We start from the raw sequence: 25,863 nt of genomic DNA, 5'->3' as shown, positions 1-25,863 counted from the left end.
ACTGCCAGCGGGAACTACAGGTACAGGCAGTAATATGCTGCCCGCGGCGCCGGTTGTGGCGGTTTATTTCGCCAGCCTGGTTTTCAGCGAGGTGACGATGCGTTTGGCAAGCGCTTCGTAATCCTCGTCGAAATGGTGCCCGCCTTCGATGCCGATGGTTTCGACACCCTTTGCCTTGAGGCCGGGGCAGGGATCTTCATCTTCCTCCTCGGTGCCATAAACGCATTGCACCAGCTTGGGGTCGATCTTGGCGATGTCATCGACGGTCTTGCCGCCCTTGCCTTCACCAGCCACGCCAAGCCATCCCTGAACTGAGATTTCAAAATCCACTTCATTGGAAAGGCCGAGCAGCGAAAGCTGCGCAACGGAGGATTTCACCCGGTCGGGCAGGAGATTGTAGGTGGCGGGAATGATATCGGCACCGAAGGAATAACCGATCAGAACGACATTCTTGACCTTCCATTCCTTGCGATAGGTGTCGATGATGCGGGCGAGATCGCCCGCCACCTCTTTCGGATCCTTTTCCTTCCAGAAATACCGCAGGGCATCGACGCCAATGACCGGCACACCCTGCTTCTGAAGGGCGCTGCCGACTTCCTCGTCCAGGTCGCGCCAGCCGCCATCGCCGGAATAGATCACCGCCATGGTGTCCATCACAGGTTTTGCCTCCAGAACCGTGATCGGAAGCCCGAGCGGGTTGCCGCTGTCTCCAGCCGCGTCGACCTTGTCGGAAAGGGTCTGGGTCAGCACCTCGTCCGCCTTGTCGGTAACGTCGGTCACCTCGATGTCGGAATGCAGTTTTACCAGGGCGTTGACGTGATCGCGGCCCTTCTGGTCGGCGTCGGGGGTAAAGATGACGCTGACCGGTGCCGGCAGAGCACCGTCTGTCAGGCCATAGACGGTTTCACCGTCCACCTTGTCCTTGGTTGCCGGAGTGCAGAGAATCTTTTCCAGGGGCAGCCCCGCCTTCGGATCCACCGCCACCGCCTCGCGGACGGTGGAAACGGGGCTTTGTGCGATCATGGCGAGGGCAAGCGTGCCGCCCTTGCCGATGCCGGTCACGATCGGCAGGCGGTAGCTGCCGGTGCCGGCGGTGCGCTGGATCTGCTGCGACAGCGACTCGATGTCCGAGATCATGTAGATGCACTCGTCGTCATCGGCTTCGAGTGCCTTCAGATATTCCTTGAAGTCGATGCCGACGACGGCGGCGCCTTTTTCGACAAGCGCCTTGGCGCGGGTCTCGTCGGCCTCCGTCCAGCCATTGGCGTCGGAAATCAGGAAGATGCTGGCCTGGATATCGCCATCGGGCACCATGATGTGGTCGGCCGGGATCATACCGGTTTCATAGGCCGGCTTATCCTGGGAAAAGGCGACAGACGAGGAGAGTAGCGTCGAAGCGGCAATGAATGCCCCTATCAGATTGCGTTTCATCATTTTCCGATCACTCCTCTGACACCGCCGCTGATCAGAACCGTCGCATCCATCAGTGCCAGAGCGGCGTCAGCGCCGTTCTGCACAGCAAGGTAACGGGGTTCCCATTTCGGGTGGAACTTTGCCTTGAAGGCGCGAAGTCCCTTGAAGTTGTAGAAACGTTCGCCGTGCTCGAACAGCGTGCTGCCGATACGGTCCCAGACCGGCGCGGCATCGCGCTTCGACATGCCGGACATGGGCGCCATGCCGAGATTGAAGCTTTCATATCCCGCCTCGCGCAGATGCTGCATGATGCTGACGAAGAGGAAATCCATCGAGCCGCGCGGCGCATCCGCCGAAAAGCGCATGAGGTCGATGGTGGCTTCCTTTTTCGTCTCCGTCACCATCAGATTGGCGAAGGCGGTGATTTTTCCATCCTTGCGCAGCACGGCGACGGGTTGCGACAGAATATAGTCCGGTTCGAAAGCGCCAAGCGAGAAGCGCTTTTCCCGCGTATTGTGGTGCGCAAGCCAGCCATCGGAGACCTGCTGCAACTCATCCATGATATCGGGCACCTGCGATTGCTCGACAACCTCGAAGGTGAGGCCGTCGCGCGCGCCGCGGCTCAGCGACTGGCGAAGGGTCGCAAGCTTGCCGCCCTTCAGTTCGAATGCGGTGAGATCAACCAACGCCAGTTCGCCGAGCTTGAAGGCGCGCAGGCCCGCATCGGCACAATGGGAGAGAAGGAAGGGCGAAATCTGGTAGAAAGCGGCGCGGGCGCCGGCTCCACGGGCGGCTTCCACGAATTGCCAGACGAGGTCGGGAAAATCCTCTTCGTCGCCGACGGGGTCGGCAAAGGCGATCCACGAGCGGCCCTGGATACCGTACATGATGAAGGCATTGCCGCTTTCGGAGAACATCACATGCTTGTCGCCCATGCGCACCAGATTGGCGTCGGCCGAATCCTGTCGCATGACGATGTCGGTGGCCCGTTCTACGTCCTCAGGCTGAATGGAGTCGGGCTTGAAGGTAACCGGCCGCATCAGGCTGAAAATTGCGATGGTCGAGGAAGCAAGCACCAGACCGAGCAGGGCGCGCAGCCCGCGGGGGGCTTCTTCGGAGAACTCGAATTCCCACCACAATGCGTGGCTGTAATCGGTATCACGATAGACGAACAGGAGGATCGTTGCCGCGCCGGCAATGATGACGGCCATTGCCGCGAGCCAGCTTGGACCCAGCGCCTGTTTGACCAGGGAGGCGTGCCGGTTGAAGCTGCGCATATTCAGGGCGAGTGCCGCGATAAAGATGCCGAGGAACACCGCCTCGAAGACCGCGATGGCCTTGAGGATGGAAAGGATAAGGGCGAGGGAAGCCGCAATGAGGGCGATCCACCAGGCGCCGTCCAGCCTCTGCCCGAGGCCGCGGGAAGCGACAACGAGGCCGAGGCCGAGAATGCTGGTCAGAAAGTGTGCCGCTTCGATAATCGGTAACGGCACAAAATTCGAGAGGAAATCGAGGTTGCTATCAGGCGTCGGCGTCACGCTCGAAAAAATCAGCATGGTGCCGAGAATGATGGCGAAGGTGGAGAGCAGCGGTGGGGCGAGCCTGACGGCAAGCTGGCTGATATCCGACACCACCGGCTTGGCCGCGAACTGCTTCGTTTCGGAAACGATCATGACCAGAATGGCGACCACCAGCGGCAGGACGTGGTAGATGACGCGATAAAGAACGAGGCTGCCAAGCAGCTGATCGACGCTGATGGCGTTGCCGAGACCCGCGACCATGACGGTTTCGAAGACGCCGAGGCCTGCGGGGACATGGCTGAGCACACCGAGGCCGACGGCCGTGGCATAGATCGCGAAGAAGGTCGGCCAGCCGAGATGGGTTTCCGGCAATAACACATAGAGAACGGAGGCCGATGCGGCGATATCGAAGGCCGACACCAGAAACTGACGCGACGATGTGCGGCTGTCGGGAAGGCGCAGCCGCCATTTGCCGAGCCGGATCGCCTTGCCGTTACGGCCGACATAAGCGGTGATCACGAGAATGGCGATGACGGCGAGTGCGCCGCCCCTCAGGACAAGCGGGTCAAAACCGATGATCGCGGCGATGCGCGGCGCGACGATGAAGGTTGAAAGCGCGCTGACGGAAAGAAGCCCGAGGCCGAACGACAGAGTGACGAAGGCGATGACGCGGGCGATGTCTCCCGGCGAGAGGCCGAGCCGGGAATAGGCGCGGAAGCGGATGGCGCCGCCGCTCAGCGGACCGAAGCCGGCCGTATTGCCGATGGCATAGGCCGCGAAGGCGGTGGCCGCCATTGAGGGAAACCGGACTTTCTTGCCGACATATTCGATGGCATTCGCATCGTAAAAGATCAGCGCCAGAAAGCTCAGCGCCGTAAAGACGATGGCGAGCAGTACAGCGGAAAAGGACGTACCAAGAAGAGCGGCGATCACATCGTCATATCGTACTTCCGAGGTGAGACGGTAAATTGCAAACGTCATCATCACGAAGATGAGCGTGATGGCAATGGCCGTCAGATAGGGCCGGTTTCTGGCAAAAAAGCTTTCAACCGGGGATTCGATAATATCCGTCTCTGTAACTTCGCTCTTGTCTGCCATTTACTTTTTCCAGCGCCAGTACCGTTGGTTGGCGAACCACAGGATTGTGTCGCTAATTCGTTTCGGTTGAGGAAATTTGCTTAGCAGAAATGCATGACGTGTCGATGTGAAGTTTGTGCGGATTGTCGGGAGATTTTGCCAAATTTAACCGCCCGAATGCAACCTGAAAATGTGTGATACGTGCCATTGGTAAAAATGCGAATAAATTAAACGCGGTGGTTGCTTGGTCATCGCGTTTAATGCAACTACACGCTCCTTTCGATGGTAGGAGATAGAGATGAATATGCCGACGAGAATAATTATTTCGCTCGTTGTCGCCCTTGTGGCTGGCGGCGGTTACATGACGGTCGATAAGATGCGCGGGGCCGAATGGGTGGTTTCGCCGCAACAGATCGCCGAGGCGCAGGGCAAAGGTCAGGCGGGTTATGAATCCCGTCCGGGCACCGTGACGGTGCGGCCGATCCGCAGCGAGACGGCGGATGTATTGCCGATGAAATGGGCGCTGATCGGCCTTGTTGCCGGGCTTTTCGCTTTTCGCGCCACGGGCAAGAAAAAAGCGGCCAAGGCCTGAGGCCCCGCCGCTTCCTGTCTCCGGCGCTTTGGCGCCGGAGTGCAGAACCGAAGTGTCTTTATGCGCCCCAGGTCTTTTCCAGAACGCGGACCCAATTGCCGTGGCAGATCCTGGCGAGCGCCTCGTTGTCATAACCGCCCTTGCGCAGGGCTTCGACCAGCAATTGCAGGTCGCCCGCATCCTTCATGGCGGCGGGAATGGTGGTGCCGTCGAAATCCGAACCGAGCGCGACGTGGTCGATACCGATGCGGTTGACGATATAATCCACATGGCGGACAAGTTCGTTGAGGTCGGTATTCGGGTTCTTCACGCCGTCCTGACGCAGGAACAGCACGCCGAAATTGATGCCGGCAAGGCCGCCCGTATCGCGGATGGCGTCCAGCTGGCGGTCCGTGAGGTTACGACTGTGATTGCACAGCGCGTAGGCGTTGGAATGCGACGCCACCAGCGGCGCGTCTGAGATCTTGGCGATATCCCAAAAACCCTGTTCGTTCATGTGCGAGAGATCGACCATGATCTTCAGCTCATTGCAGGTTTTTACCAGCCGCTTGCCGGTATCGGTCAGACCCGGGCCGATATCCGGCGTGGAGGGGAAACGGAAGGGAACGCCGTAAGCGAAGATGTTCGGGCGGCTCCAGACCGGTCCGAGCGTGCGCAGACCCGCCTCGTGCAGAACGTGCAGCGCATCCAGATCGTCGCCGATCGCTTCCGCGCCCTCGATATGGAAAACCGAGGCGAAGGCGCCCTCTGCCATGGCACTGCGGATATCGGCGGCGGTGCGGCAGACCTTGAGTGCGCCTGCGGATTGCTTTTCGGCGCGGAACAGCAGGGCCGCCATGCCAAGCGTCGCCTTCAGAGCGTCGGCTTCGGTCGGTGTCGAGAAATCACCGTTTGCGTCCTTTTCCATGCTGGGCGAGGGCACGTAGATGGCGCAGAGGCCGCCGGCGAGGCCGCCCTTTCTGGCACGCGGCAGGTCGATGTGGCCAACCGTGTCACCCTCGATCAGAAGCGTTTCAGGGGAGGTATTGCCGGAACGCCATAACCGCAGAAGCACGTCGTTGTGGCCGTCGAAGACGGGTACGGGTTTTTGATCGGTCATGGTCATTCACCTTCGGATAGGGGGAGGGCGCGGACGCGCGTCTATTCAGACTTTTGGGAATTGGTAGAGGAAAGGTCAAGGCGGGAGCAAATGCAATCCATGCATAGGCTCTGCCAAATTTGGAATTGGTCGGGCCTCGTTTGCTCGTGTTAATCGCGGGAAAACATAAAAAAAATGACTGGATTGGGGCAAACCCACACCGTTTCCGAAAAATAAGGTCCGAAAGGGGATTTTCGATGATTTCAAGACGCAACCTGCTGATTGCCGGCGCTGCCGTTCCGTTCCTGTCCTATGCGCGCATTCCGGCCTTTGCCGCGACGCCCAAGGATATTCTGGTCGTTGCCCAGCAGCTGGACAATATGACGAGCCTTGACCCGCATGAAGGTTTCGAGGCCGTGGGCGGTGAAATCATCTCCAACATGTATCAGAAGCTGGTGCGTGCCAACCGCGAGGATTCCACCAAGGTTGATCCGGTCATCGCCAAGTCCTGGGAAGCCGATGCGGACAGCAAGGTGTTCACCTTCGTGATCGGGGACGAAGCGACCTTCGCGAGCGGCGCCAAGGTCACGGCGGAAGACGTCGCCTTCTCGCTGCAGCGCGCCATCAAGATGAACAAGAGCCCGGCCTTCATCATCAGCCAGTTCGGCTTCACGCCTGACAATGCCGAAACGACCATCGTTGCCGCCGACGACAAGACGGTGAAGCTGACGACGGCAAAGCCGACCGCCATCTCCTTCCTGCTTTATTGCCTTTCCGCCAATATCGGCGCCATCGTTGAAAAGAAGGCGGTTCTCGCCAATGCTGCCGGTGAAGACCTCGGCAATGGCTGGCTGCAGAAGAACAGCGCCGGTTCCGGCGATTTCATGCTGCAGGCCTGGAAGCCGAGCGAAAGCGTCGCGCTGATAGTCAATCCGAACGGTCCCTACAAGGGCAATATCAAGCGCATCGTGCTGCGCCACGTTACCGATCCGTCTTCCCAGCTTTTGATGCTGCAGAAGGGCGATATCGACATTGCCCGCGACCTGACTTCCGAGCAGCTGCGCACCGTCAAGGATGACGCCAACATCGAGTTGGAGCGCAAGTCCATCGCCTCGCTGGTTCTGATCTCGCTCAATCAGGGCAACGAGAACCTTGCCAAGCCGCAGGTCTGGCAGGCGATCAAGTGGGCGCTGGACTACAAGGGCATGCAGGAAAACATCGTGCCGCTGACGCACGAAATCCACCAGAGCTTCGAGCCGAAGGGCTTCCCGGGCGCCGTCAACGATATCCCGTACCAGCGCGATGTCGAGAAGGCCAAAGCGCTGATGGCCGAAGCCGGTCTAGCCGATGGTTTCGAAATCAGCATGGATCACTATTCGGCCCAGCCCTATCCTGATCTGGCGCAGGCCATCCAGGCGAACCTTGCCGATATCGGCATCAAGGTGCGTCTGCAATCGGCTGAAAACCGTCAGGTTCTGACCAAGATGCGTGCCCGCGAGCACCAGATGGCGCTTTCCGCATGGGGCACGGATTACTTCGATCCGCATTCCAATGCCGATGTCTTCAACATCAACAAGGACAATGGCGACGACGTGAAGTCGAAGCCCTTCCTGTGGCGTTCACGTTTCAAGAACGACGATTTCGCCGCCAAGGCGGAAGCCGCCCGCGATGAGCGTGATCCGGCAAAGCGCATCGAGCTTTATGAAGCCCTGCAGCGCGAGCACATGGAAAACAGCCCGTTCGTCTTCATGTTCCAGACCACGAAGACGGCTGCCTTCCGCAAGGGCGTCTCCGGCTTTGAACTCGGCGTTCTCTCCGAGGGCAATTCCTACCACGATGCGAAGAAAGCGTGACATTGAACAAGCGCGTCAAAAGCATATCGTCGATACTGGGCAGCGTCATCCTGACGCTGTTCGGTTTGATGATCATCACCTTCATGATCGGGCGCGTCATGCCTGTCGATCCCGTCATCGCGGCGGTCGGCGACAACGCGCCTGAAGACGTCATCGTGCGGGTTCGGGCGGAAATGGGTCTCGACCAGCCGCTGGTCGTGCAGTTCTTCCATTATGTCACGCAGGTTCTGCATGGTGACTTCGGCAATTCGATCCTGACCCGCAATCCGGTCTGGATCGATATCAAGCGTGTTTTCCCGGCCACTTTCGAACTTGCCACCGCAGCCCTCATTCTGGCGGCGTTGATCGGCATTCCGCTGGGTGTCTGGGCTGCCGTGAAGCAGGGCAAGCTGACCGACCAGGTGATCCGCGTCGTCTGCCTTGCCGGTCACTCCGTGCCCGTCTTCATGCTGGCGCTGATTTCGCTGCTGGTGTTTTACGCCACGCTTGGCGTCGCGCCGGGACCGGGCCGGCAGGACATCATCTATGACGGCATGATCACGCAGGTCACCGGCCTGATGACGGTCGATACGCTGCTTGCTGGCGACTGGGGTGCCTTTTACGATGCGGTTGCCCATATGGTGCAGCCGGTCTGCATTCTTGCCTATTTCAGCATGGCCTATATTACCCGCATGACGCGCGCCTTCATGATCGATGCGCTGAAGGGCGAATATGTCATCACCGCCCGTGCCAAGGGGCTTTCGGCCATGACCGTGATCTGGGGCCATGCTTTCCCCACGGTCGCCGTGCAGCTCGTCACGGTTCTGGCGCTCACCTATGCCGGCCTTCTCGAAGGTGCCGTGGTAACGGAAACCGTCTTCAGCTGGCCGGGCCTCGGCCAATACCTCACCGTCTCGCTGATGAACGCGGACATGAACCCCGTCGTCGGAGCAACCCTGTTGATCGGCATTATCTATGTCGGCCTCAACCTGCTTGCAGACGTGCTTTACCGAGTAATGGATCCCCGCGTTCGATGATGTTAGCTAATTTCAGAAACTGGGCGCTGGACGAGACGCCGCATTCCCGCACACAGGCTGCGTGGGGAAACCGGTATCGCATCTGGCTCAACCTCAAGTCCAATCCGCTGGCAGTGATCGGTCTGACGATCATCGTCCTCTTCATCGCGTTGTCGCTACTGGCGCCCGCCATCGCGCCTTATGATCCGGCAACGCAGAATCTCGGCAATCGCTTAGCATTTCCAAATGCAGAACACTGGTTCGGCACGGATGAGCTGGGTCGCGATATTCTCTCGCGCATCCTCTATGGCGGCCGCGTCACGCTCGGCATGGTCATCGCCGTCGTCGTTCTCGTCGCACCCATCGGCCTCGCCATCGGCTGCATCGCCGGTTATTTCGGCGGCATCGTCGATACCGTGCTGATGCGGGTGACGGATGTGTTTCTGGCTTTTCCGCGCCTCATTCTGGCGCTGGCCTTCGTTGCGGCGCTGAAGCCCGGCGTCGAAAGCGCCATTCTCGCCATCGCGCTTACGGCATGGCCGCCCTATGCGCGTCTTGCCCGCGCCGAAACCATGACGGTTCGCGGCAGCGACTTCGTGGCGGCCTACCGGCTGACCGGCGCCTCCGCCTGGCGCATCATCGCCCGTCACATCGCGCCGCTCTGCGTGCCGAGCCTTATCGTGCGCATCACGCTCGACATGAGCTCGATCATCATCACCGCCGCCAGTCTCGGCTTCCTTGGCATGGGCGCGCAGCCGCCGTCGCCGGAATGGGGTGCGATGATTGCCACCGCCAAGCGCTTCATCTTCGAACAATGGTGGGTCGCCACCATTCCCGGCATCGCCATCTTCCTCGTCTCGCTCGCCTTCAACTTCCTCGGCGATGGCCTGCGTGACGTTCTCGACCCGAAGGGACATTGAGCCATGCTGGTCGAAATCGAAAATCTGAAGATCGCTTTCCAGACCCGCACCAGCCGCTTCGAGGCGGTGCGCGGTGTGTCCATGAAGCTCGGCACCGAAAAGCTCGGCATCGTCGGTGAATCCGGTTCGGGCAAGAGCCTCACGGCGCGCGCGCTGATGAAGCTTTTGCCCTCCAATGCCGATATCAGGGCCGATAAGCTCGCTTTCGACGGTATCGACGTGCTTTCCGCCAGTGAAAAGCAGATGCGCCAGATCCGGGGAAAACGGGCAGGTTTCATCCTTCAGGATCCGAAATATTCGCTGAATCCGGTCAAGACCATGGGCGCACAGATCGCTGAAGCCTGGCGTGCCCACAAGGGCGGCAGCAAGCGTGCGGCCATGGAAGCGGCCATCGCCCTGCTCGATCAGGTGAAGATCCGCAATCCGCGTCAGGTTGCCTCGTCCTATGCCCATGAAGTTTCCGGCGGCATGGGCCAGCGCGTGATGATCGCCATGATGCTGGCGCCCGATCCCGAGCTTCTGATCGCCGACGAACCGACCAGCGCGCTTGACGCCACAGTGCAGGCGGAAATCCTGCGGTTGATCGAGGAACTGGTGTCGGAACGCGGCATGGGCCTCATTCTCATCAGCCATGATCTGCCGCTCGTTTCGCATTTCTGCGACCGCGTCGCCGTGATGTATTCTGGCCGGGTGATGGAGGAGCTGAAGGCTTCCGAACTCCTGAAAGCCGAACATCCCTATACAAAGGGACTTCTGAACTGCATTCCCTCGCTGACGCATCCGCGCGAGCGTCTTCCCGTTCTCAACCGTGATGCAGCGTGGTCCAGCCAATGATCGACGTCGATAATCTCCGTATCAAGTTCGGCGACCGCGAAGTCGTGAAAGGCGTGTCCTTTTCGGTCGAAAAGGGCGGTAGCTTCGGCATCGTCGGTGAAAGCGGCTCGGGCAAATCCACTATCCTGCGCGCCATGGCCGGCCTCAATGAGAGCTGGGAAGGCCGCATCGCCTTTGCCGGCAAGGATGCGCCGCTGAAGCGCACGCCGGACTTCTTTCGGCAGGTGCAGATGGTGTTTCAGGACCCCTATGGGTCGCTGCATCCGCGCCAGACCATCGACCGTATTCTCAGCGAATTGCCGCTGGTGCACGGCATGGACAATATCGAAAAACGCATCCAGCAGGCCTTGTCGGATGTGGCCCTGCCGCAGGCGGTGCGTTTCCGCTTTCCGCACCAGCTTTCCGGCGGCCAGCGCCAGCGCGTGGCCATTGCGCGTGCGCTGATTGCCGACCCTGAGGTGCTGCTGCTCGATGAGCCGACGTCGGCGCTCGATGTTTCGGTGCAGGCGGAAATCCTGAACCTTTTGCAGGATCTTCGCGCGGCGCGTAATCTCACCTATATCCTTGTGAGCCACAATCTGGCTGTTATCGCGCATCTCTGCCCGCAGGTGGGTGTGATGCTGAATGGGGAAATGGTGGAGCAACTGAGCGCGGGTGATCTGCGTGAGGGCCGCACCAAACATCCGCATACGGAAGAGCTGCGCAGCTTGAGCATCCGGCTGGAAGAGCCGGCCTGAGCCTACGTCGCAAATAAATCGGGCGGGTGCCGCTCGCTTCTTCTCCCCGCCGGAGGGAAGAAGCGAGCCGCGATGTCGAGGCTTTCTGCAAAGACCACAAAGACGCGAGACCGAGCAATGCCACAGCAATTCGACTGGAACGCCGCTTCAACGCTTTCACAGGACTTCGTCTCGCAATGGGCGGGCAATGAGCCGGGCGGAGCGGTGATTGGTTTCGATCTCGATGGCATCCGTTTTGCCCATGCGGGTGGCGTGGAAAGCCTCGCGACCTTCGCACCCTTCACGCCGCAAAGCGTCGTGCGTTATGCATCCGTCACCAAACACGCCTTCTGCGCCATGGTGCTGGCCCATTCCGATCTGATCGGGCTTGATGATCCGCTCGGCACACATCTGCCGGAGCTGCAAGCGCCGCTTCGCGATGTCACCGTCGGGCAGGCGCTGGATATGAGCGGCGGGTTGCCGGATACGCGCGAATGCCTGTCGTTGCTTGGTCTTTCCGTCTACACCGAAACGAAGGCCGGCCCGCTTCTCGATTATCTCATGCGCTTGACCCGGCTGAATTTCGCAGCCGGCAGCGAGGTTTCCTATTCCAATACAGGCTATCGTCTGGTGGAAGCGGCGTTGGAGCGCCATGGGTTCCGTTTTGATGATTTTGTGCAGGCACAGATTGCCGGTCCGTTTGGGGTTTTCCTGAAGGCGCCTGACGTTTGGAACGATCCTGTCGATGGTCTCGTGCCGGGTTACTGGAAGTCCGAAGAGAGCTGGCAGCTTTCCGCCGCCGGCCTGCATATTTCCGCATCCGGCAGCCTTGCCGGCAGTGCCGAGGCGCTGACCCGCTGGCTGCAGGGCCTGATGCAGGGCGAGGGCAGCTTTGCCGGTGTTCTGGACAGGCTCTCCGCTGAGCGGCCACTTGCCGATGGGCGGATGAGCGAATATGGGCTTGGCCTTCGCTGGTCGCATCTCGGCGAGCGGCGTTTCGTTGGCCATGGCGGTTCGCATCCGGGCTACAAGACCTATTTCCTCCTCGACCCTGAAAACGGTACGGGTTTCGTGGTGGTTTCCAACCGCGAGGATACCAACGGTTTCAAGATCGCGCTGGAAAGCATGGCGACCCTGACCGGCCTGCCTCTGCCGAAACCCGCCGCCAGTCTGCCAGACGGTCTTTACGTCACCAAAAGCGGTCCTTGGTGGCTGGAGATCAAGGGCAGCACATCCACTTTCATCGATGGTGACGACACGCTTTACGAGGATGTCGACGGCTGGGTCTCGTCGCGTTCGGCATCCTCGCCCATGCGGCTGAGGTTCGATGGCGAAGTGATCATTGGCGAGGCGGGCCATGCGGCCCGACGCTTCCTGCCTGTTGGCGAGCATGCCGTGCCGGATGATCTCTCGGGAACATGGCGTTCGGATGAGGGCGCCGAATTTTCGATCAGCGGTTCCTCGCTGACGATGGGCATCGGCCCGACGCGCAACAGCATGCCGCTCACAGCGCTCGGCAATGGTCGTTTCCTTTTCACGCTGATTGACGGGCCGTGGACGAAGCGTGTCTGCCTCAACCGGCTGGGTGACGACAGGATCGAGCTGGTTTCCAGCCGGGCGCGGATGATCGAATATTGGAGGGGCCTTTAAAAGGGTTTCATTCGTAGCAGGTTGATCCTAATAAAGACGCTTTCCGCATAGACGGAACAGATGTTTTTGTTGGGAGTGTGCGCCTTGGAAGTCAAATGGCTCGAGGATTTCCTGGCGCTGGCCGGAACGCTCAATTTTTCAAAGGCCGCGGATGAGCGGCATGTGACGCAATCCGCCTTCAGTCGGCGCATCAAGCAGCTGGAAGCCTGGGTGGGTGCGACGCTGGTCGACCGTGCCTCCTATCCGTCGCGGCTGACGGAGGCCGGGGCGAAGTTCGTGCCGGTGGCGCAGGAGACGCTGAAGCAGCTTTACCATGCGCGGCGCACGCTGCTGCAGGAAGAAGGAGCCGATGCCAGAACCGTTCGGTTGACGGCCCTGCATACCCTGTCCTTCACCTTCTTTCCCGACTGGCTGAAGCGCGTGAACGAAAAGGCGGGACCGCTGTTTTCCGTTCTGCGGCCGGATTCCGGCAGCATGGAGGAAAACCTCAATTCACTCGTGGACGGGCAGAGCGATTTTCTTCTGACCTATGCCCATCACGAAGTGCCGATGCTACTCGATGCGCAGCTGTTCGAATTCCGCGTGCTCGGCGCGGAAAACATCATTCCCGTTTCCGCGCCAACACAGGATGGCGCACCGCTGCATGCGCTGGTGGAAAATGCGAAAAAACCCTTTGCCTATCTGGATTATGAAAAAGCCTCGTTCTTCGGGCCGCTGCTGCGCGATCTCTTGAGCGCGCGGCTGCCGCAATACGAGCGGGTGCATGAGGGCAGCATGTCGGTGGGGCTGAAAGCCATGGCGATGGCCGGCTGGGGGGTCGCCTGGGTGCCGGAAAGCCTGATGCGACAGGAACTGGACAGCGGCGCCCTAGTGCGCGCCGCCGATCCGAGTTTCGATATTACCGTCGATATCAGGCTTTATCGCTCGAAGGAGAACCGCCGGCCCGTGGTCGAGCGCATTTGGGCGGTTCTCGAAGACTAGAGCATTTTCACGAAAAGTGGACCCCGGTTTTCCGTCCGGAAATGCGGCAGGACAAGGGCTCTCGGCTCAGATCGCTGTGCGGCGGGCGTTTTCGAGGTAGAGCGCGCGCAGGCGGTTTACCATCGGGCCGGGTTTGCCGTCGCCCACAGGCTTGCCGTCGATTTTCGTCACCGAGACGACGAAGTTGGAGGCGCTGGTGAGGCAGGCTTCGTCGGCCTTCAGCGCCTCTTCCAGCGTGAAGGGGCGTTCTTCCAGCGTGAAACCGGCTTCCTTCGCCAGTTGCAGGGCGGCTAGACGGGTGCAGCCGGGCAGGGTCTTGTTGCTGTTGCCGCGGGTGATGATCTTTTTATCGGCGGTGACGATGTAGGCGGTCGAGGACGCGCCTTCGGTGACGAAACCATCTTCGATCATCCACGCTTCGTCACAGCCTTCGGCCTTGGCGATGCGTTTTGCCATGACCTGTGGGAGCAGGCAGACGGTCTTGATATCGCGGCGTTCCCAGCGCTGGTCTGGAACGGATTTGACGGCGATGCCGGCTTCTTCGACCGGGGTGCCGATGAGCTTTTTGGCCTGGGTGAACATGACGAGCGTCGGTTTCAGATCGGCGGAGAACAGGAAGTTGCGGTCTTCGGCGCCACGCGTCAGCTGCAGATAGATCATGCCTTCCACGAGGTTGTTGTCGGCGATCAGGCGGCGCTCCGCCTCGACAATCTCCTTGGTGGTGACCGGCAGCGGCACGTCGATTTCGCGGGCGCTGCGTTCCAGCCGGGCCATATGCAGGTCGCTGTCGATCAGTTTGCCTTCCAGAACCGACGTGACTTCATAAATGCCGTCACCGAACAGGAAACCGCGGTCAAAGATGGAAAGGCGGGCGTCTGCCTCGGGCAGGAATTCGCCGTTGACGTAAACGATGCGGCCGGATGGGCTGGTCATGAAAACTCCGTCTGGAAGATCAGGCTGAAAGAAGGGTTTTAAGCGTGTCGATGGAAATGGCCTCGACCGTGGAGGCCTTGCCGGTGCCGGCATTGAAACCGGATGTCGTCGTGGCCGCGCAGAGCGAATTGAGGATTGCCTCTTCGGTCGCCTCTATCGCTGCTTCGAACAGCGGCGAAATTGCATCGTTGGAAAGTTCAGGGTATTCTGTCACCGCCTTGCGGCGCGCGGGTGTGCGGCGCAGCCGCTCATCGGTGGAAAATGCCAGCGCGTAGTCACCGGAGCCATTACTGAGTGCTGCACCCGTTCGCGCCAGTCCACCAAAGCTTCTGGCCGCGAGGCGCTTCAGATTGCGGGAGGAGAGCGGCGCGTCGGTGGCGACGATGATGACGATCGAGCCATCCTTGTCTTTGTGTTCCGGGCTCACATAGGGCTTGCCGCAGACCAGCAGATGGCCGCCGTAATTGGATTGCACGAGAATGCCGATGGTGTAGGCCTGACCGGAAATGGTGACGCGGCGCGACGCGGTGCCGATGCCGCCTTTCATGCCGAAAGCGACCGTACCGGTTCCAGCACCAACGCCGCCCTCGGCCACCGGACCTGTGGCAGCGTTTTTGAGCGCGGCTGATATCTCATCGACGGTCGGGCGGCCGGCACGGATGTCGTTCAGGCGGGAATCGTTGGTTTCGCCGACGACGGCATTGATCGAGACGACCTTCTCATTGCCCGGCTGCGCCAGCGTATGGCGGTTGATCGCCTCGATGGCCCGGCCTGTCGCCAGCGTATTGGTGAGGATGATTGGTGTTTCGAGTTCGCCGAGTTCCTCGATCTGGGTCGAGCCGACAAATTTGCCGAAGCCGTTATAAACGGCGAAAGCGGCGGGCACCTTGTCCTGAAAGAGATTACCGCCATGCGGCAGGATCGCGGTTGCGCCGGTGCGGATCGTCTCGCCTTCGATCACGGTCGAATGGCCACTAGTCACGCCTTCGACATCGGTGATGGCGTTGAGCGGGCCGGTCTCGAAATGGCCGGGCCGGAAACCGATATCGCGCAATCTCGGGCGGGTCGTCTGGTGCATCGGGCGATCACTTTTGCGGAGTGCAGGCACAAGGTGGAACAGGCGCGGCTTGCCAAAAGCCTTGCTCTGACTTGACGTTAGCCTAGTTCACCGGGAAACGGCATCGCAAAAATGGAATAGTTTTATGCGGGCAATGGATGCGCTCAGGAGGCGCGCAACGCAGGTTCGCTTTCCCGTTCCAGCCATTGCCGCATGGCTTCCTCGGTCTCTTCGCGCGTCGGTGCGCCGATGCGACCGCCGAAGACCGTGCATTTGAGCGCGGCGGCAACGGAGGAGAGGCGGACGGCCGCGCGGCTTTGCATGCCTTCAGCCATCGCCAGCGCAAAGGTGCCGTGGAAGATATCGCCCGCCGCCAGCGTGTCCACCGCTTCGACCTGCATCGTCGTCTGGAAATGCACTGTCGGATCGTCGGCTTCCGTCCACCAGCAGCCCGCTGGTCCGGCGGTGACGGCGATGAAGGTCTGCGGATAACGGGCATGCAGTACCGGCAGCATGTCCTTCACCGTTTCAAGTCCGGTCAGCCGGGTGGCGGCGGGTTCGGAAAAGACGATATGGGTCGCGGCGGGGGCGAGCCCCTCCAGCGTTTCCACCGGTGCTACGTCGCCATCCAGAATGGCGGGTTTGCCAAGCGCACGCGCCACGGTGAGCACATCGAGCGCCAGTTCCGGCCAGCGCACATCAACCAGAACCGCATCAAAGAGAGCAATATCCTCCGGCGTGCAGGCGCGTTTTTTCTCGTGAAGGCGATGATCGTAGAAAGGCACGATCAGCCGTTCGCCCCTGTTATCGATAATGATCGTCGACAGGGCCGAGCGCGCGCCGGGCGCAACCGTCATGCCTGATGTGTCTATGCCGCTTTCACTGAGATCGCGAAGGATGCGGGTACCGGTTTCGTCGTCGCCCACCGCACCCCAGAGGCTGGCGCGGCCGCCCATGCGATGAACGGCATAAGCGGCGCTCGACGCCATGCCTTCGGCGATCTGCAGCACCTCATAGGGCAGGACCTTGCCTTCGCCCTTCGGCATGTCTGCCACGCGAAACAGGGTGTCGAGCACGGCGGCACCCACGCAGAGCACATGCTTGCCGCCCGGTTCCTTTACCATTCCCTTCGCTCCTGTCGTGTTCAGATGCGCTTGCCGCTGTCCTTGTCGAACAGATGCACCGTTGCCGGATCAATGGCAATGTGGATCGTATCGCCGAAGCGGACATTGAGCCGCTCGCGGAACAGGCAGGCGATCTCATCGCCCTTGCAATTGAGCTTGGTGTAGATTTCCGAGCCGGTGCCTTCAACCAGTTCGACCCGGCCCTCGATACCACTCTCGGCGGCGCGGATATGTTCCGGCCGTACGCCATAGACGAGGTCGCGGCCGCCGAGCTTGCCGATATCGGCATGGGCGGGCAGCGGCAGGCTGAGGCCTTTTATGGTGCGGAAGACGCCTTCCTCCACCCGGCCACGAATGAAATTCATGGCGGGCGAACCGATGAAGCCGGCAACGAAGAGGTTTGCGGGATTGTCGTAAAGCTCCAGCGGCGCGCCGATCTGCTCGATGATGCCATCATGCAGCACCACGATCTTGTCGGCCATGGTCATGGCTTCCACCTGGTCGTGGGTAACGTAAATGGTCGTCGTGCCGATGCGCTGGTGCATGGCCTTGATCTCGCCGCGCATCTGCACGCGCAGCTTGGCGTCGAGATTGGAGAGCGGTTCATCGAACAGGAAGACCTGCGGATCGCGCACCAGAGCGCGGCCCATGGCGACACGTTGACGCTGGCCGCCGGAGAGCTGGCGCGGATAACGGTCGAGCAGTTTTTCCAGCCCCAGAATGGCGGCGGCTCTGTCCACCTTGGCCTTGGTTTCGTCCGCGCTCACCTTCTTCAACTTCAGCGCGAAGCCCATATTATCCTTCACCGTCATGTGCGGATAAAGCGCGTAGTTCTGGAAGACCATGGCGATATCGCGGTCACGGGCAGGCAGGTGGCTGACCTCGCGCGGGCCGATGTGGATTTCGCCGTCGCTCAGCTCTTCAAGTCCGGCGATCATGCGCAGCAGGGTAGATTTGCCGCAGCCGGAGGGGCCGACAAGCACGACGAATTCGCCATCCTTGATGTCGATATCGATGCCATGAATGACGTTGACGGAGCCGAAGCGCTTCTGGACGTTCTGAATATTCACCGGTGCCATGTGTAGGTTCCCGTTATGAGCAATTCCAGCAAAAGTGCGTCGCGGTTTTGCGTCCGGAATTGCGTTTAAAGAGGAAGGGCATGGAATGCCCTTTGTTGTTGGTTCAGCCGCCCTTGACGGCGCCGGCGGTAAGACCCGCCACGATCTGTTTCTGCGCGAACATGGTGAGCAGCAGCACCGGTAGCGTCACGATCAGCGCAGCTGCCGCGAGCGGTCCCCAGCTGACCTGTTCGAAGGACAGCATGTTGTAGACCGCGACCGGCAGGGTGCGCGTTTCACGGCTGGCCAGCACGATGCCGAAGACGAAGTTGTTCCACGAGAAGATGACCGCCAGAATGAAGGAGACGACGATGCCGGGCTTGGCAATCGGCAGCGCCACCAGCCGGAACACCTGCCAGGAGGACGCGCCGTCGATGCTTGCCGCCTCTTCCAGCTCCTTCGGGGTTGTCTCGAAATAACCGATCATGATCCAGACGACGATTGGCACCGTCACCACCAGATGGATGATGATCTGCGGCCAGAGCGTGCCCAAGAGGTTCAGCCATTGGAACAGCAGGAACAGCGGAATGAGGAAGGAGAGGCCAGGCGTCATACGGGCGATCATGATGACAACAGCGGATTTTTCCGCCTTCAGCCTTGCGATGCCGTAACCGGCCGGCACGCCGATGACGAGCGCCAGAATGGTGGCGGCGCCGGTGACGAGGACCGAATTCCAGAAATAGAGGAAGAAGCTATTCTCCTCGAACACCTTCACATAGTTCGACCAGGCGAAACGTTCGGGTATCAGGATCGGCGGATAGGCCCCGTTGTCGATTTCATATTTCAGCGACAGCGAGATCATCCAGATGAAGAACAGGATGACCGGCGAGATCATCACCAGCGCCACGAAGAACAGGCCGATGCGGTCGAGATTTTTGCGTTTCAGGATCTTTGTGGACATCAGTGTTCCTCCATCTCGTTCCATTGCGAGCGCTGGCGCACCATCAGAAGCACGAAGGACAGCGCCACGATGATGACGAAGAAGACGACAGCCATGGCCGAGCCGTAACCGATGTCGTAATAGGAAAACGCCGTATTATAGAGATAGATGTTGATGGTTTCAGATGCCGTGCCGGGTCCGCCCTGCGTCATCGCATAGATGATGTCGAAGCTTTTGACGGCATCGATGGAGCGGATGATGACGGCGATCATCAGGAACGGTGCAATCATCGGCATGGTCAGGTAACGGAATTTCTGCCAGGCGTTGGCGCCGTCGATTTCAGCACTTTCATAGGGTTCGCGGGGTACGGCGGCGAGACCGCCGAGTACGATCAGCATGACGAGCGGCGTCCATTGCCAGGTTTCCACCAGCACCAGCGAGGGGATGACGGTGGACTGGTTGTAGATCCATTCCAGCGGACCGATGCCGATCAGGGACAGCAGATAGTTCAGGACACCGAGCTGCGGGTGGAACATCATGGTCCAGACGAGTGCGATGGCGACCGGGGTCGCCATCATCGGCATCACGAAGACGCCGCGCAGAAAACCGCGCAGCGGAAATTGCGCATCGAAAACCAGCGCCGCCAATGTTCCGAGGAACAGGGGAGCAACAACCGACAGCACGGTATAGATGAGCGTGTGCCAGAGCGATTCCCAGAACCTGAGATCGCTTGCAAGCCTTATGTAGTTATCAAAACCGATAAAGCTCTGCTCCTGTCCGAGCGTCCAGCGATGCACGCTCATCCAGAGGGTGAAGACCCATGGAAAAACGATGACAGCCGAAATGACGACCAGTGCCGGTATGACGAAGGGCCAGTAGTTGGGAGCAAGCCTTGGCGGCCTGCTCCCTTCTGCGCGACTGACGCCTGTTTTGGTGTTTTCGATGCTCACGGAGGCCATTATCCCTCGCTACGCGCCAGAACGGGTGCGAACTGTTCCGTCGCCTTTTTCAGCTCAGCTGCTGGATCTGCGCCACCGATCATGTTGGTGAGGCCGACGCCGTAGATGTCGCGGAATTCCGTCACCGGAATGATGACGGGAAGCGCAAGCTGCGAGACCTTGCCGGAACCGACGACCGCATCCAGCCAGGCGGCCGGCATCTTCACGCCTTCACGGACCTTCTGGTCTTCGAGGATGGACTGGCGGAACGGAACGCCGGCACCTGCCTGCAGCAGACGCGCACCCATATCGTGCGAGATCGCCCACTGGCAGAAGAGGTAAGCGGCTTCCTTTTTGCTGCTGGCTTCGACCACACCGAGACCATCGCCAAACGTGCCAGCGGCCTGAACTGCCGGGCCTTTCGGCATGACGCCGTAACCGACCTTGCCGACGACGCGGGATTTTTCCGGGTTCTCGATCGGCGGGGCAAAACCGACGCCATCGAACCACATGCCGATCTTGCCCTGCAGGAAGGCCGATTGCGCTTCCGCCCAGTTGAAGCCGGAGACGCCGGGAGGGGCGGCTTTCGTCATCAGGCGCTGATAGAGCTTGGCTGCCTCGACCGCTTCCTTGGATTCGGTGTCGATCTTTCCATCCGCGCTGATCGGCTTTGCGCCGTAACCCAGCATCAGCGAGGTCCAGACAGGCGTATTGGCGTTCTTCAGGCCGCGCGCGACGAAACCGTAAGTGTTGGTTGCGGGATCGGTAATCTTTTCCGCCGCCGTCACCAGTTCCTCGAAGGTTTCAGGATATTTCAGGCCCTTGGCTTCGAAGAGTTCCTTGTTCCAGTAGACAATCCAGTAATCCACCGAGAAGGGCAGCGAGCGCAGCACGCCGTCGCTATCCTTGGCGAACAACATGCCGGCCTCGGCAAAGTCCTTTTCAACCAGCGACGGATCGGTCAGCGACGGATCCTTCAGGAAGCCGCTGATATCGGCCAGCCACTTGCCCTTTTCGAACTGGCGCTTCTGTACGTGGTAGCTCAGATGCACGACGTCGAAGCTCGGTTTGCCGGAGGAAAGCTCGATTACCACCTTCTGGCGCTGCTGCTGTTCCGGGGTTGCTTCGGCATTGACCTTGATGCCGGTCAGTTCTTCGAACTCGCCGAGATATTTGATCAGCGTTTCGCTGCGCGGGCTTTTGACCAGGTTGACTTCAAGTGTGGTGCCGGCGTGTTTTTTCCAGTTCACCGCTGCCGATGCCGGGCGAATGCCGAGCATCGCGCTGCCGCCAATCGCGGCCGTGCCTGCCAGAAAGGCGCGGCGTGTGGGGTTGAGCAATGAATGCGTCATGTCTGTTCTCCTCCAGTTAGCCGGAAATTCTCCTCACCCCGGCTTGTTGCTTATTTCCTGCAAGTCCAGCGCAGACCCTCTTTAGTCCCTGCCGGAGTTGCCTTAGACCGCCAGCGCCCTGTCCCTTGCGTTGCGGATATGGGCGGTCAGCCGTTCCACGGCCTCTTCGACGGATCGCCTCTCGATGGCTTCGAGAATGGCGAGATGTTCCTTCATCACCGACTTCACATGGCCGGCGATGCGAAAGCGCTCCTGATTGATGAGGCGCATCTTGATCGAATTGACGCGGTAGGCATTCGAGATGATCGAATTACCAAGACTATCGATGAAGGCGTCGTGCATGCCCCAGTCCACCTGCTGCGCATGCTGATCCAGCTCCGGCGATTCCCCGCCATTTTCCGCTGCCTCGGCAATATCCCTGTGCTGTTTCAGGAGCTTCGCGATGGCCTCGTCGGAAGCCGAACGGGTAAAGTTCGCCACAGCTTCTTTTTCGAGAAAGATACGGAACTGGAACGCTTCGCGGATGAGGTTGATGTCGATATGGGCGACCTGCAATCCCCGCTGCGGCACGGTCTTGATCAGACCTTCCGCCTCCAGCCGTGGGATTGCCTCCCGGATCGCGCCGAGCGGCAGACCCGTCAGTTCCACGAGCCGGCGCTGCGAGATGAATTGCCCCGGACGAACGTCACGCGAGAGAAGGTGATGCGTAAAGCTCTCATACGCCCGTTCCCGCAATGTCTGTTCGCCGGTATCGTCCATGCTCAACCTTTCAGCTTTGTTCAGGCGGCCTGCCTGCGAAACAGCGCGTCGAATGCGCCTTCGATCTGCCGGCGGTCTTCCGGTGAAATGGCGACGAGTGGTGCACGCACATCCGACCAGATAGTTTCCCCTGTCGTGTGTGATACCAGCACCTTGACGGCAGGCGTAACCGGGAATTTCAGAAGTTCCACAACAAGATCGACGATGCGCGGATCGTCCTTGCCATCGACGGCCATGGCGCGCACTTCCTGCGTCAGGAAATTGGCAACGCCGGAGATGGCACCCTGGCCACCGAGGCGAACGCCCCTGGCGAGATCACGCTCGTCGCCGATAAGGATGGCAAGGTCACCGTGTTCCTTGAGGAGACGCTCGGTATGGCTCCAGTTGCCGGAGGAATCCTTGACGCCGGTGACGATGCCCGGAAATGCGGCCTTCAGCCGTCCCACCAGCTCGACGGACAGTGTTACCATGGTCACGGAGGGGATGTTGTAGACGAGAATGTCGCGCGCATCCTTGCCGATCTTTGAAAAGACAGCCGAGAACCAGGCAAACAGGCCGTCATCGCTGACGTTCTTGAAATAGGAGGGCGGGGCGAGCAGAATATTCCGCGCGCCGGCATTCAGGGCTTCGGCCGACTGGTCTGCCGCATCCTCGATGGAATCCACCAGAACACCGGTGACGATGCGCGACGGCGCAATGCCTGCTGCAATGAAGCTGGAGAGGATCGCCTGCCGTTCGCGGCTGCCGACGGAGCAGCCTTCACCTGTCGTGCCGAAGAGTGTCACGCTGTCGCAGCCGTTGGACAAACAGCGGCGCGCATGGGCGATCATGGCATCGATGTCGACCGTTCCGTCCGTTTTGAAAGGGGTCGTCAGGGCTGCCGAAAGGCCAAATTTCTGGGTCAATTAAGATGCTCCTCCAAGGTGACAACGGATTGATGGCATACTGACATGTTAGTTGTAAAGAGCTAATTGCAATATGATTGTTCGGAGCATGAGCGTGAAGGAGTTTGCTTGGAAAATGAGTTCGGGGGGGGGGCCTGCGAGGACCGATGAGGAGTGGGGTCGGTCCGGACGGGCATGGGCTTATCGCGGTGAGAGACGCGCAAGCCTCATCGATAGGGAGAAGAAAAAATGCGAAAATAAAATTTGACTGTTGGAGTAAAGATTTTTATCAGGCAGTCTGAATATAGGGATAAAGGGATCATCATGATGACCAGTGCGGAGCCGGCAGCGCCTGTAGCAGAGATCGAGCAAAGCCGCGTCAAGCGCCTGAAGGCAGCGACGCGCGGCGCGCATGGCGATCTCGATAGCTTCATCATGGCCGCAAAGCCGTTCGAGAGCCGGGAGAACTTCGGCAAATTCGTCGAAACGCAATATCTTTTCCATCGCGATCTCGATGTTTTCTTTTCCAATGTCACGCTGGATGGCCTGCTTCCCGACCTCAAGGGCCGTCGTCGTCTGGCGATGATCGAACAGGACCTTGCCGATCTCGGTCACGCCATTCCCGACACCGACGAGCCGCGGTTCACTGCCGAAATGCCCTTCGATCTGCCGGAGGCCATGGGCTGGCTTTATGTGGTCGAAGGCTCCAATCTCGGCGCGGCTTTCCTGCTGAAGGACGCGGCCAAGCTCGGTCTTGGCGAAGAATTCGGCGCCCGCCATCTGGCCGGCGCACCGGAAGGGCGCGGCTTGCACTGGCGCACATTCACCGCCGCGCTTGATGAAATTTCGCTGACGGTGCAAGAGGAAGAGCGCGTCGTTGCCGGTGCCGAGGCTGCTTTCCGGGCGGTGCATGCCTATGCGCAGCAGCGAATGGGTTGAGATTCTGGCATAGCTCTTGAAGATCTATCCACGATTGATCGCAATTTCGAAACCCAACGCCGTCATCCTCGGGCTTGTCCCGGAATCTGCAACCGATTGATTTTACTGAACGTGGATAGATCCTCGGGACAAGCCTGAGGATGACGAGGAGTGTGAAGCCTCCCTCACCGCAGTTTCAGGACTATTTCTACAACTTCTAATCTTACCACTCTCGCGTTCATTTCTGCCGAATAAACAGGCAAATATTTTTACCAAATGATAAAAATTTTATCTTTTGGTAAAGGCTCGATGCGCCCCAAAATTTTATCCATTTGATAAAATTATTTTATTTGGTCTGGCACAGAACCTGCTACTCTTTTTGTCAAGTCAGGAGACACCTGACGTTAAAAAGGGAACTGCAAAATGGAAGTTGGTGTTTTTATCCCGATCGGGAACAATGGGTGGCTTCTTTCCGAAAACGCGCCGCAATACAAGCCGAGCTTTGATCTGAACAAGGCGATCACGCTGAAGGCGGAGCAATATGGTTTCGACTTCGCGTTGTCGATGATCAAGCTGCGTGGCTTTGGCGGCAAGACAGAGTTCTGGGACTATAATCTGGAATCCTTCACGCTGATGGCAGGCCTTGCCGCCGTCACCTCCAAGATCAAGCTGTTCGGCACCGCCGCCACGCTGGTCATGCCGCCCGCCATCGTCGCACGCATGGCGACCACGATCGATTCCATTTCCGGCGGCCGTTTCGGCATCAACCTGATTACCGGCTGGCAGCGCCCCGAGTACAGCCAGATGGGCCTTTGGCCGGGGGACGATTATTTCGGTGATCGCTATGAATATCTCGGCGAATATACCTCCGTGCTGAAAGAGCTGCTGACGGAAGGGCAGTCGGACTTCAAGGGCAAGTTCTTCCAGATGGATGATTGCCGCATGAAGCCGGTGCCGCAGGGTGACGTGAAGCTCATCTGCGCTGGTTCCTCCAATTCTGGCATGGCGTTTTCCGCCAAGTTTGCCGATTACAGCTTCTGCTTCGGCGTCGGCGTCAATACGCCGAAGGCTTTTGCGCCCACCAATGAGCGACTTCTGGCAGCAACGGAAAAGTCCGGCCGTGAGGTTAAATCCGTCGTACTGACGATGGTGCTTGCCGAGGAAAAATCCGAGGATGCCTGGGCGAAGTGGGAGCACTACAAGGCGGGTGCGGATGAGGACGCCATCAAGTGGCTCGGCCTGCAAAGCGCTGTCGACACCAAATCCGGCTCCGACACCAATGTAAGGCACATGTCTAACCCCGTCTCGGCGGTCAACATCAACATGGGAACCTTGATCGGCTCCTATGAGGAAGTGGCGGCGATGCTGGATGAGATGAGCGAAGTGCCGGGCACCGGCGGCGTGATGCTGACCTTTGACGACTTCCTCGAGGGCGTCGAAAAATTCGGCAAATATGTGCAGCCGCTGATGAAGAGCCGCCAGCATGTGCTGGCCGAACTGGAGGCTGCGGAATGAGTGAAGCCGTCGTGGCGGGATATAAGGGACCTGAAAGCCGCTCGGAAAGCGTGACGCTTCCCGCGAGGCCGGAGCCGATTACCCTGAAACCCAGCGAGACCGCCGTTGTCGTGGTCGATATGCAGAACGCCTATTCGACCGAGGGCGGTTACGTCGACCTTGCCGGGTTCGATATTTCCGGGGCCAAGGGCACCATTGCCAACATCAAAAAGACGCTGGATGCGGCGCGGGCGGCGGGCGTTCAGGTCATTTATTTCCAGAATGGCTGGGACAAGGATTATGTCGAGGCGGGCGGGCCGGGTTCGCCCAACTGGCACAAGTCCAACGCGCTGAAGACCATGCGCAAAAGGCCGGAACTGCAGGGCCAGCTGCTGGCCAAGGGCACATGGGATTATGCCATTGTTGATGAGCTGCAACCGCAACCCGGCGATATTCTGGTGCCGAAGACGCGTTACAGCGGGTTCTTCAACACCAATATGGACAGCGTTTTGCGTGCCCGCGGTATCCGCAATCTCGTCTTTGTCGGCATCGCCACCAATGTCTGTGTGGAAAGCTCGCTGCGCGACGCGTTCCATCTCGAATATTTCGGGGTGATGCTGGAGGATGCCACCCATCATCTGGGTCCGGATTTTATCCAGCAGGCGACGGTCTACAATGTCGAGAAGTTTTTCGGCTGGGTCGCCACCGTCAATGATTTCTGCGGCGTCATTTCGCAGGCCGCGCCCGTTACCGATTGAGCAGGAACCACAAAGAGGA

The 25,863-nt window shown here is 59.5% G+C and carries 23 protein-coding genes; 11 read left to right on the top strand and 12 right to left on the bottom strand.

Features of this window, described 5'->3' with window-relative positions; genetic code table 11:
* Positions 1 to 63: 63 nt before the first annotated feature.
* The gene (acvB, locus tag ATU_RS12290) at positions 64 to 1,434 is read right to left on the bottom strand and encodes a lysyl-phosphatidylglycerol hydrolase AcvB (RefSeq protein ID WP_010972375.1); all 1,371 of its coding nucleotides are present in this window, start codon (positions 1,432 to 1,434) and stop codon (positions 64 to 66) included.
* A complete protein-coding gene (gene mprF / locus ATU_RS12285) occupies positions 1,431 to 4,031 on the bottom strand; it encodes a bifunctional lysylphosphatidylglycerol flippase/synthetase MprF (protein ID WP_010972374.1) in 2,601 nt (866 codons plus the stop codon). The genes acvB and mprF overlap by 4 nt, the downstream gene beginning before the upstream one ends.
* Positions 4,032 to 4,308: 277 nt before the next feature.
* Between mprF and ATU_RS12280 the strand changes: the two genes are divergently transcribed.
* The gene (locus ATU_RS12280) at positions 4,309 to 4,602 is read left to right on the top strand and encodes a hypothetical protein (protein WP_010972670.1); all 294 of its coding nucleotides are present in this window, start codon (positions 4,309 to 4,311) and stop codon (positions 4,600 to 4,602) included.
* 58 nt (positions 4,603 to 4,660) lie between these two features.
* On the opposite strand, the gene ATU_RS12275 is transcribed toward ATU_RS12280, so the two are convergent.
* Complete coding sequence (locus ATU_RS12275) at positions 4,661 to 5,701, bottom strand: dipeptidase (RefSeq protein ID WP_010972373.1); 1,041 nt, start codon at positions 5,699 to 5,701, stop codon at positions 4,661 to 4,663.
* A gap of 236 nt (positions 5,702 to 5,937) precedes the next feature.
* On the opposite strand from ATU_RS12275, the gene ATU_RS12270 reads away from it, so the two are divergent.
* From ATU_RS12270 to ATU_RS12240, 7 genes are all read left to right on the top strand, one after another.
* Complete coding sequence (locus ATU_RS12270) at positions 5,938 to 7,533, top strand: ABC transporter substrate-binding protein (RefSeq protein ID WP_006312139.1); 1,596 nt, start codon at positions 5,938 to 5,940, stop codon at positions 7,531 to 7,533.
* Positions 7,534 to 7,535: 2 nt separating this feature from the next.
* Positions 7,536 to 8,549: an ABC transporter permease gene (locus ATU_RS12265; RefSeq protein ID WP_006312138.1), complete on the top strand. Its 1,014-nt coding sequence runs from the start codon at positions 7,536 to 7,538 to the stop codon at positions 8,547 to 8,549.
* Entirely contained in the window at positions 8,546 to 9,448 is a 903-nt protein-coding gene (gene nikC, locus ATU_RS12260; RefSeq protein ID WP_006312137.1) for a nickel transporter permease, read from the top strand. The genes ATU_RS12265 and nikC overlap by 4 nt, the downstream gene beginning before the upstream one ends.
* 3 nt (positions 9,449 to 9,451) lie before the next feature.
* Positions 9,452 to 10,282, top strand: coding sequence for an ABC transporter ATP-binding protein (locus tag ATU_RS12255; RefSeq protein WP_006312136.1), 831 nt, complete (start codon positions 9,452 to 9,454; stop codon positions 10,280 to 10,282).
* On the top strand, positions 10,279 to 11,019 hold the full coding sequence (locus tag ATU_RS12250; RefSeq protein WP_006312135.1) for an ABC transporter ATP-binding protein: 741 nt from the start codon (positions 10,279 to 10,281) through the stop codon (positions 11,017 to 11,019). Before ATU_RS12255 ends, ATU_RS12250 begins: the two co-directional genes overlap by 4 nt.
* A 117-nt stretch (positions 11,020 to 11,136) precedes the next feature.
* The gene (locus ATU_RS12245; protein WP_006312134.1) at positions 11,137 to 12,648 is read left to right on the top strand and encodes a serine hydrolase domain-containing protein; all 1,512 of its coding nucleotides are present in this window, start codon (positions 11,137 to 11,139) and stop codon (positions 12,646 to 12,648) included.
* Between the two features lie 84 nt (positions 12,649 to 12,732).
* Positions 12,733 to 13,629, top strand: a complete 897-nt coding sequence (locus tag ATU_RS12240; RefSeq protein WP_006312133.1) for a LysR substrate-binding domain-containing protein — start codon at positions 12,733 to 12,735, stop codon at positions 13,627 to 13,629.
* A 66-nt stretch (positions 13,630 to 13,695) separates the two neighbouring features.
* Here ATU_RS12240 and ATU_RS12235 read toward each other — a convergent pair whose 3' ends face one another.
* The 9 genes from ATU_RS12235 to ATU_RS12195 form a co-directional block, all read right to left on the bottom strand.
* Positions 13,696 to 14,562 carry a D-amino-acid transaminase gene (locus ATU_RS12235; RefSeq protein WP_006312132.1) on the bottom strand — a complete coding sequence of 289 codons (867 nt, stop codon included), beginning with the start codon at positions 14,560 to 14,562 and terminating at the stop codon, positions 13,696 to 13,698.
* 19 nt (positions 14,563 to 14,581) lie between these two features.
* Positions 14,582 to 15,640, bottom strand: coding sequence for a P1 family peptidase (locus tag ATU_RS12230; RefSeq protein WP_006312131.1), 1,059 nt, complete (start codon positions 15,638 to 15,640; stop codon positions 14,582 to 14,584).
* A gap of 143 nt (positions 15,641 to 15,783) precedes the next feature.
* On the bottom strand, positions 15,784 to 16,743 hold the full coding sequence (locus tag ATU_RS12225) for a sugar kinase (RefSeq protein ID WP_010972370.1): 960 nt from the start codon (positions 16,741 to 16,743) through the stop codon (positions 15,784 to 15,786).
* Between the two features lie 20 nt (positions 16,744 to 16,763).
* On the bottom strand, positions 16,764 to 17,822 hold the full coding sequence (locus tag ATU_RS12220; protein WP_010972369.1) for an ABC transporter ATP-binding protein: 1,059 nt from the start codon (positions 17,820 to 17,822) through the stop codon (positions 16,764 to 16,766).
* Between the two features lie 103 nt (positions 17,823 to 17,925).
* A complete protein-coding gene (locus ATU_RS12215; RefSeq protein ID WP_169539107.1) occupies positions 17,926 to 18,747 on the bottom strand; it encodes a carbohydrate ABC transporter permease in 822 nt (273 codons plus the stop codon).
* Between the two features lie 14 nt (positions 18,748 to 18,761).
* Positions 18,762 to 19,700 (bottom strand): carbohydrate ABC transporter permease, encoded by a 939-nt coding sequence (locus tag ATU_RS12210; protein WP_010972367.1) that lies wholly within the window; start codon positions 19,698 to 19,700, stop codon positions 18,762 to 18,764.
* Positions 19,700 to 21,031 carry an ABC transporter substrate-binding protein gene (locus ATU_RS12205; protein WP_010972366.1) on the bottom strand — a complete coding sequence of 444 codons (1,332 nt, stop codon included), beginning with the start codon at positions 21,029 to 21,031 and terminating at the stop codon, positions 19,700 to 19,702. The genes ATU_RS12210 and ATU_RS12205 overlap by 1 nt, the downstream gene beginning before the upstream one ends.
* A 102-nt stretch (positions 21,032 to 21,133) precedes the next feature.
* Positions 21,134 to 21,790, bottom strand: coding sequence for a GntR family transcriptional regulator (locus ATU_RS12200; RefSeq protein ID WP_006312125.1), 657 nt, complete (start codon positions 21,788 to 21,790; stop codon positions 21,134 to 21,136).
* Positions 21,791 to 21,810: 20 nt separating this feature from the next.
* The gene (locus tag ATU_RS12195; protein ID WP_010972365.1) at positions 21,811 to 22,695 is read right to left on the bottom strand and encodes a dihydrodipicolinate synthase family protein; all 885 of its coding nucleotides are present in this window, start codon (positions 22,693 to 22,695) and stop codon (positions 21,811 to 21,813) included.
* Positions 22,696 to 23,001: 306 nt separating this feature from the next.
* Between ATU_RS12195 and ATU_RS12190 the strand changes: the two genes are divergently transcribed.
* From ATU_RS12190 to rutB, 3 genes are all read left to right on the top strand, one after another.
* Complete coding sequence (locus ATU_RS12190; protein WP_010972364.1) at positions 23,002 to 23,613, top strand: biliverdin-producing heme oxygenase; 612 nt, start codon at positions 23,002 to 23,004, stop codon at positions 23,611 to 23,613.
* Between the two features lie 402 nt (positions 23,614 to 24,015).
* Positions 24,016 to 25,107 (top strand): pyrimidine utilization protein A, encoded by a 1,092-nt coding sequence (gene rutA, locus ATU_RS12185; RefSeq protein WP_006312122.1) that lies wholly within the window; start codon positions 24,016 to 24,018, stop codon positions 25,105 to 25,107.
* A complete protein-coding gene (gene rutB / locus ATU_RS12180; protein ID WP_004443492.1) occupies positions 25,104 to 25,844 on the top strand; it encodes a pyrimidine utilization protein B in 741 nt (246 codons plus the stop codon). The genes rutA and rutB overlap by 4 nt, the downstream gene beginning before the upstream one ends.
* The last annotated feature ends 19 nt before the right edge of the window (positions 25,845 to 25,863 follow it).

The organism is Agrobacterium fabrum str. C58, assembly GCF_000092025.1.
Classification (GTDB): domain Bacteria; phylum Pseudomonadota; class Alphaproteobacteria; order Rhizobiales; family Rhizobiaceae; genus Agrobacterium; species Agrobacterium fabrum.
Note: the sequence above shows the minus strand (reverse complement) of the source record. Positions and strands in the feature narration are given on the sequence as shown.